Annotated in this window: 11 protein-coding genes; 8 read left to right on the top strand and 3 right to left on the bottom strand. The window is 71.8% G+C overall.

From position 1 onward, the window contains the following. The first annotated feature begins 101 nt into the window (after nt 1–101). The 4 genes from ACRYM6_RS16625 to ACRYM6_RS16610 all read left to right on the top strand — a co-directional run bounded on the left by ACRYM6_RS16625 (nt 102) and on the right by ACRYM6_RS16610 (nt 2,138). Nucleotides 102–851: a chemotaxis protein CheW gene (locus ACRYM6_RS16625; protein WP_432543997.1), complete on the top strand. Its 750-nt coding sequence runs from the start codon at nt 102–104 to the stop codon at nt 849–851. 1 nt (nt 852) lies between these two features. Further along, a complete protein-coding gene (locus ACRYM6_RS16620; protein WP_432510811.1) occupies nt 853–1,293 on the top strand; it encodes a chemotaxis protein CheW in 441 nt (146 codons plus the stop codon). Between the two features lie 235 nt (nt 1,294–1,528). After that, a complete protein-coding gene (locus tag ACRYM6_RS16615; RefSeq protein ID WP_432543996.1) occupies nt 1,529–1,759 on the top strand; it encodes a FitA-like ribbon-helix-helix domain-containing protein in 231 nt (76 codons plus the stop codon). After that, on the top strand, nt 1,746–2,138 hold the full coding sequence (locus ACRYM6_RS16610; protein WP_432543995.1) for a type II toxin-antitoxin system VapC family toxin: 393 nt from the start codon (nt 1,746–1,748) through the stop codon (nt 2,136–2,138). Before ACRYM6_RS16615 ends, ACRYM6_RS16610 begins: the two co-directional genes overlap by 14 nt. A 265-nt stretch (nt 2,139–2,403) precedes the next feature. Here ACRYM6_RS16610 and ACRYM6_RS16605 read toward each other — a convergent pair whose 3' ends face one another. Beyond that, a complete protein-coding gene (locus ACRYM6_RS16605; protein ID WP_432543994.1) occupies nt 2,404–2,598 on the bottom strand; it encodes a hypothetical protein in 195 nt (64 codons plus the stop codon). Between the two features lie 200 nt (nt 2,599–2,798). Here ACRYM6_RS16605 and ACRYM6_RS16600 point away from each other — a divergent pair, with 200 nt between their 5' ends. The 4 genes from ACRYM6_RS16600 (at nt 2,799) to ACRYM6_RS16585 (ending at nt 4,920) form a co-directional block, all read left to right on the top strand. Further along, nucleotides 2,799–3,308, top strand: a complete 510-nt coding sequence (locus ACRYM6_RS16600) for a DinB family protein (RefSeq protein WP_432543993.1) — start codon at nt 2,799–2,801, stop codon at nt 3,306–3,308. Between the two features lie 150 nt (nt 3,309–3,458). Beyond that, entirely contained in the window at nt 3,459–3,800 is a 342-nt protein-coding gene (locus ACRYM6_RS16595) for a helix-turn-helix transcriptional regulator (RefSeq protein ID WP_432543992.1), read from the top strand. Next, entirely contained in the window at nt 3,797–4,342 is a 546-nt protein-coding gene (locus ACRYM6_RS16590) for a hypothetical protein (protein ID WP_432543991.1), read from the top strand. The genes ACRYM6_RS16595 and ACRYM6_RS16590 overlap by 4 nt, the downstream gene beginning before the upstream one ends. A 206-nt stretch (nt 4,343–4,548) precedes the next feature. Next, nucleotides 4,549–4,920, top strand: a complete 372-nt coding sequence (locus tag ACRYM6_RS16585) for a VOC family protein (protein ID WP_432543990.1) — start codon at nt 4,549–4,551, stop codon at nt 4,918–4,920. A gap of 88 nt (nt 4,921–5,008) precedes the next feature. Here the strand turns inward: ACRYM6_RS16585 and ACRYM6_RS16580 are convergent, their stop codons facing one another. Then, the gene (locus ACRYM6_RS16580) at nt 5,009–5,416 is read right to left on the bottom strand and encodes a DMP19 family protein (protein ID WP_432543989.1); all 408 of its coding nucleotides are present in this window, start codon (nt 5,414–5,416) and stop codon (nt 5,009–5,011) included. Nucleotides 5,417–5,564: 148 nt separating this feature from the next. Beyond that, entirely contained in the window at nt 5,565–5,939 is a 375-nt protein-coding gene (locus ACRYM6_RS16575) for a hypothetical protein (protein ID WP_432543988.1), read from the bottom strand. Nucleotides 5,940–6,000 lie beyond the last annotated feature (61 nt).

Genomic DNA, 6,000 nt, shown 5'->3' with positions numbered 1-6,000 from the left:
CCCCCCCCCCCCCCCCCCCCCCCCCCCCCCCCCCCCCCCCCCCCCCCCCCCCCCCCCCCCCCCCCCCCCCCCCCCCCCCCCCCCCCCCCCCCCCCGCCGACGTGGAACTGCCCACGAACCTCGTCATCGCCGTCCTGGAGTGCGACGGGCGCCGCTTCGGCCTGCTCGTCGACCGCGTCCTGGACACCGAGGAGATCGTCGTCAAGCCCCTCTCGGGGGCGCTGAAGGCCATCGGCGCCTTCGCCGGGGCCACCATCCTGGGCGACGGCCGCGTCTCGCTGATCCTCGACGTGCAGTCCCTGGCCCGCCGCACGATGCGCTCCGACGGTGTCGAGCACGTCAGCGACCAGACCGCCGCCGAGCACGCCACCACCGGTGACGGTCAGCGCCTGCTGGTCGTCGGTCTCGGCGACAACCGCCGGGTCGCGATCCCGCTGGACGTCGTCACGCGCCTGGAGGAGTTCAAGACGGAGTCCATCGAGCGCGTCGGCCGCCGCGAGGTCGTCCGCTACCGCGGCGAGATCCTGCCGCTGGTGCGCCTGTCCCACCACCTCGGTGGCGGGGCGCGGTCCTCCTACGGCACGCAGGAGGTCACGTCCCTGCCGGGTGTCGTGTACTCCGCGCGCGGCCGCTCCGTCGCGATCGTCGTCGACGAGATCGTCGACATCGTGTCCGGTCAGGACGCGCACAGCGACATCGACGACGCCGGCCTGGTCGGTTCCGCGGTCATCCGCGACCGCGTGACCGAGCTCCTCGACGTCCGCGCCGCCATCCTGGCGGCCGACCCGAACTTCTTCACCGAGCAGGCTCAGAACGAGCTGGCCGAAGCTTCCAAGCGACTGGGGGTCTGACGTGTCCACGCAGTACGCCACGTTCCACCTGGCCGGGCACCTGTTCGGTGTCGAGGTCCGCCGCGTGCAGGAGGTGCTCACCGAGCAGCCCCGCACGCCCGCCCCGCTGGCGCCGTACGCCGTCGCCGGGCTGATCAACCTGCGCGGTCAGGTCGTCACCGCGCTCGACCTGCGCCGCCGGCTGAACATGCCCGACCGCGCCGAGGGCAAGGTCGCGATGAACGTCGTCGTCCGCGCCGCCGAGGAGGTCTGGAGCCTGCTCGTCGACTCGATCGGCGGGGTCATCGAGGTCACCGACTCCACCTTCGAGCCGCCGCCGGACACGCTGTCCGGCCCGATCCGCGAACTGATCCGCGGTGCCTACAAGCTCGACGACGCGCTGCTGCTCGTCCTCGACGTGGACAAGGCGCTGGAGATCGAGGGCGCCGAGGGCGCGGCCTGAGACCACCCGGAGGGGGTGGGACCCGAACGGGTCCCACCCCCTCCGGCGTTCCCGGGCAGGGGTGCCCGTCGCGGGACGCCGGTGGCGTCCCCGGCGGCTCCGGTGGTGGCCCTCCCCGGGTCCCGGACCAGCGGGTGGCGGGCACCCGTACCTGCCTGCGAAGCGCTGTCGACTCCGCGGTCACGTCGATCTGCGAGTGGTTGCACACCGCTAGTGGTAGCGCCAAAATGGCGCCATGCCCAGTGTCCAGATCAAGGACGTCCCTGACGCCACGCACGCCGTTCTGCGCCGCCGCGCCGCCCTGGCCCACCAGTCCCTGCAGGAGTACCTCCTGGCCAAGCTCGTCGAGGAAGCCAGCACCCCCTCCCTCGACGAGGTGCTCGACCGGGCCGGTGGGCGCGCAGGTGGCACCCTGCCCTTCCGCGACGCGGTGAAGGCGGTGCACGACGACCGTGATCGTCGTTGACGCCAGCGTCCTCGCCCCCGCCCTGGCCGACGACGGACCCGACGGCGACCGCGCCCGGGACCGGCTCCGTGGAGAGGTCCTCACCGCTCCTGAGATCATCGACCTCGAGGTGGCCTCGGTGCTGCGCCGTACCGCGAACGGAGGGCGCCTGCCGGAGCGCCGCGCCGACCTGGCGCTGAACGACCTCGTCGACCTGCCCCTGCGCCGCGCAGGTCACCGGCCCCTGCTCCACCGCTGCTGGGAACTGCGCCACACCATCACCAGCTACGACGCGGCCTACGTCGCGCTGGCCGAGGTGCTGGGTGTCGTCCTGGTCACCGCCGACGCCCGCCTGTCTCGTGCACCGGGGCTCACCTGCGAGGTGGAGGTCCTGCGCTGACCACGGCGCCACCGGTACCGCTGAACAAGACGCCATCGACGTCCGCTCACGTCGATGTCGTGGCGTGCGGTCAGAGGCGTTGCGTGACGTTCCGACACCTCCAGGAGCGGCCTAGGTGTTGCAACGCAGCACGACGGCACTGGCAGGAGATCTCCGCGGCCCGTCCGCCCCACCTCACGGTCATCCCGCGTCGCGGGCGCGGTCGCTGCTCCCGGTGCTGCTTCACGAGTCCCGACCCGCCGTGCGGTACGACGGGCCCCTCAGCTCACTCCCCGACGCGTCGCCGCGCCCGGCGTCCATCCCGCGCCAGGAAGTACCCCACCACCGCGGCCACGATGGCCTGCCCCACGGCCAGGCTGGGCATCGAGGCTGTTGAGCGATCCCCGTTGTGGACCAGCAACCCCACCACGAAACCGATGGCTGCGCCGATGAGGGCGTACGTGCGCTGCTTGCTGGTCATGAGCACTCCTGACGGTGGATGGCGACGGGGGGTGACTGGCCGAGCTGATACCCACCGTGGCAGTGACGATCACGACGCGCGGGCGGGTGTTTCTCGGGAACGATCACCTCGCGCGCACGCCGCCGGTCAGGAGGTCGTCGACGTCACCGTCATGCCGAAGAGCGCGATCACCGCACGATCCGGACTGCCATGATCACTGCGTGCCCCGCATCTCGACGCCCACCGCCGAAGACGTCATCGACTCGCCGGCCCAGGTCCAGTTCGAGACGTTCATCGACCAGCACCGCGACGCGCTGAACGCCTGCCTGGACGGGCTCAGCGAGCAGCAAGTCCGCGCCCGCCTGCTGCCGTCGAAGACCACACTGCTGGGCCTGGTCAAGCACGCCACCTTCGTCGAGAAGGTCTGGTTCGCCGAGGCCGTCACCGGCCGCTCCCGCGCCGAGCTGGGCATCGGAGCCGGCCCCGATGAGTCCTTCGACCTGGACGAGCACGACACCATCGCCACGGTGAGCCGAGCGCACCGCGACGCGTGCGCGGCATCGCGCCGGACGGTGGCCGACATGGACCTCGACGACCTGCTGCACGGCAACCGGCGCGGTCCCCTGCCCCTGCGCTGGGTCTACCTGCACGTGCTGCGCGAGCTCGCCCAGCACTGCGGACACGCCGACATCCTGCGCGAGCAGCTCCTGCACGAGGTGCCGAACGACTGACCGCTCATCTCGCGCAGCGCGCGACGTCGTGGTCATGCCGCAGACATCGCGCGGTCTCGACGATGTCCACAAGGTCACCCAGCACCACCTCATCCGCCGCCTCCGTTGCCCCCCTTGCACTCAGTGTTGCGACAACGCAACATGGGAAGGGTGGTGAACAAGGCAAAGGAGTCGGCGGGCGCGAAGCAACTGCACAACCGCCTCGCCGTGCTGCGCGCCGAACGCGGCACCACCCGCCGCCAGCTGGCCGAAGCGGTCGGCGTCAACGTCCAGACCATCGGCTTCCTCGAACGCGGCGACTACGGCCCCTCCGTCGAACTCGCCCTGCGCCTGGCCGCCCACTTCGGCCTACCCGTGGAGGCGCTCTTCTCCCTCACCCCCTTCCCACCCATGTCAGCGCAGCTCTACCCCGCTCCCACGTCCTCCACATCCCCCACGGCGCCCGCTGAGGCACCGACGGCAGTGCCCGCCCAGGCAGGAGCCAGCACGTGAACCCCACCCGGACCGGACGCCGCTCGAACCTGCGCGCGGCCAGCCACGCCCGCCTCCAGGAACAACGCCAGCAGCCGCTGCCGGCCTGGCTGGCCACCCGCACCGCCCGCCGCGCCCTCGCCCTGCTCCCCGTGGCCACCTTCGCCCTCGGTGTCCTGGCCGCCACCGCCGGCGGCGGCTTCAACACCGCATTGATCTCAGGAGCCACCGCACTGACCAGCTACGCCTTGGCCGTGCTGCGCCGCGCGACGCGGATGCTGGACAACGTCCCCGAGAACCTGCTCGACGAACGCGAGATCAGCGACCGCGACCACGCCTACCGACGCGGTTTCCGCCTCACCCTGCTGCTGCTGGGCGCGCTGACCCTTCTGGCGGTCCTCAACAGCTTCCTGGTGCAGGAAGCAGGCGTACAGCTCTTCGAGCCCGTGGGCTGGATGGTGCTGCTCGTCGCCTCGTTCCTCACCGCCACCATGCTGCCCGCCGCCGCCCTGGCCTGGAACTGGCGCGAACCGGTCCTCGAGCCCGATGACTTCGACGAATAACCGCCCTCGCAGACGACGAGTCTCGACAGGCCGCGGAACGCGACGCCTGGTGCGCTCATACCCCGGAGAACTTCACGGTCATCCCGCGATCCGCGATCCGCGATCGGCGTCCTCGTCGCCTCGCACGCCACTCCCGTCACCAGTCACCGGACGCGGCGTTCCACACCTCGGTCGGCGACCACCTCAACTGGTGACCGACCGCCACCATGCGCTGTGATGCGCTGGTGAACGCGCCCTCCCGGTTCAAGGACCTCTCCCTCGATGCCCACGACCACCAGGCCGTGGCGGACTGGTGGTGCCAGGCGATGGGCTACCGCCGGCGCGTCGGGGCGGACGGTCCTCGCCCGGCGTCGGACCCCGTGCCGATCGTCGACCCCACCGGCGCCGGGCCGCTGCTGTGGGTGGCGCCCGTTCCGGAGGAGAAGGTGGTCAAGAACCGCATGCACCTCGACGTCGTGGGCGACGTCGACGCCCTCCTCGCGCTGGGAGCGACCTTGGTGCAGCCCCGCGGTGAGGACCGGGACTGGGACGTGCTGGCTGACCCGGAAGGCAACGAGTTCTGCGTCTTCGCTCCCTGAGCGAGGAGCAGCGCCGGCGCCGACGCATCTCACGGTCGTCCCGCCGTCCGCGGGCTCGTGCCAAGAGCCGGATGGGAGCTGGTGCCCCTCAGCCGAGCGGGGCGAAGCTCTGCGGGGACGCCTGCACCGTGGCCCGGACAGCGGCTCTGAGGGCGCCGGTGTCCAGCAGGTACGAAGCGTTGATGCGCTCCTCCGGGACGTCACCGCGCGCGTCGTCGGCCATGGCGCTGAAGTTCTCGAACTCCTGGCGCGCCCGCGCGATGATCGAGGCGGCGTCCTCCAGGCCCAGGAAGCGGTAGGCCTGCAGCACCCGGGACAGGGGGTACTCGCGGTCCTCGCCGTAGGTCTCCACCGCGTCGAGCAGGCCACCGTTGTTGACGCTGCCGTCGAAGGTCAAGACGACGTGCAGCGCCTCGTCCCCGCGGTGTGTCCTGATGGCTGGTGCGTCCCACTCGCAGGCCCGGTTCCACAGGGCGTCGAGCTCCTCCTCGGTCACGGGAGTGACGGTACCGAGACGTCCCTGACCGCAGAGGTGCTTCCCGCGTGGAGATGGGCGAGGTCACCCGTCGGGACAGTCCTCCCCTGAACATCCAGTCATCCGCCGTCGCGGTGCACGTCCCACGGGCACACCCCTACCCGCGCCATCACCCGCCGGTGGCGCACCACAGGTGCGTCAGGTCCACAGCCCGGGGCATCGGCGTGGGGTCCTCGCCCCACCACGACAGGCGCAGCTCCTGCAGCAACCCATCGGCGGTGATCAGGGTGACCACCCCGCCCTGTCCGGGAGCAGCGAAGTCAGCGCTCGCCGGATGCTCATCCAGCAGGTGCGCCCGTGGGGCGTGCACGTCGGTGACGTGCAGGGCGATGGTGCCGCACCCGCACGCACACCCCGGGGCGGCCAGCACGCGCCGAGCCTGCAGGCGCAGCTGGACCGCGCCGGGGAAGTGCTGCGCCAGCAGGAGGGCCAGCACGTCGGCCTCGTCCGCGCTCAGGGGCCGGGCGTCACCGGGGCTGTCCACGCCGCCACGCTAGGTCGGCTGCCGCGCCGACCGCACGGTCGTCCCGCTGACCAGGACGTCG

The sequence above is a fragment of the Kineococcus rugosus genome (genome assembly GCF_050871975.1).
Taxonomy (GTDB): Bacteria; Actinomycetota; Actinomycetes; order Actinomycetales; family Kineococcaceae; genus Kineococcus.
This window is presented reverse-complemented; position numbering and strand designations above follow the sequence as displayed.

Excerpts from the sequence above, each read along its gene's own strand:
- ACRYM6_RS16615 (WP_432543996.1), top strand. The coding sequence starts at position 1,529 with ATGCCCAGTGTCCAGATCAAGGACGTCCCTGACGCCACGCACGCCGTT.
- ACRYM6_RS16605 (WP_432543994.1), bottom strand. The coding sequence starts at position 2,598 with ATGACCAGCAAGCAGCGCACGTACGCCCTCATCGGCGCAGCCATCGGT.
- ACRYM6_RS16585 (WP_432543990.1), top strand. The coding sequence starts at position 4,549 with ATGCGCTGTGATGCGCTGGTGAACGCGCCCTCCCGGTTCAAGGACCTC.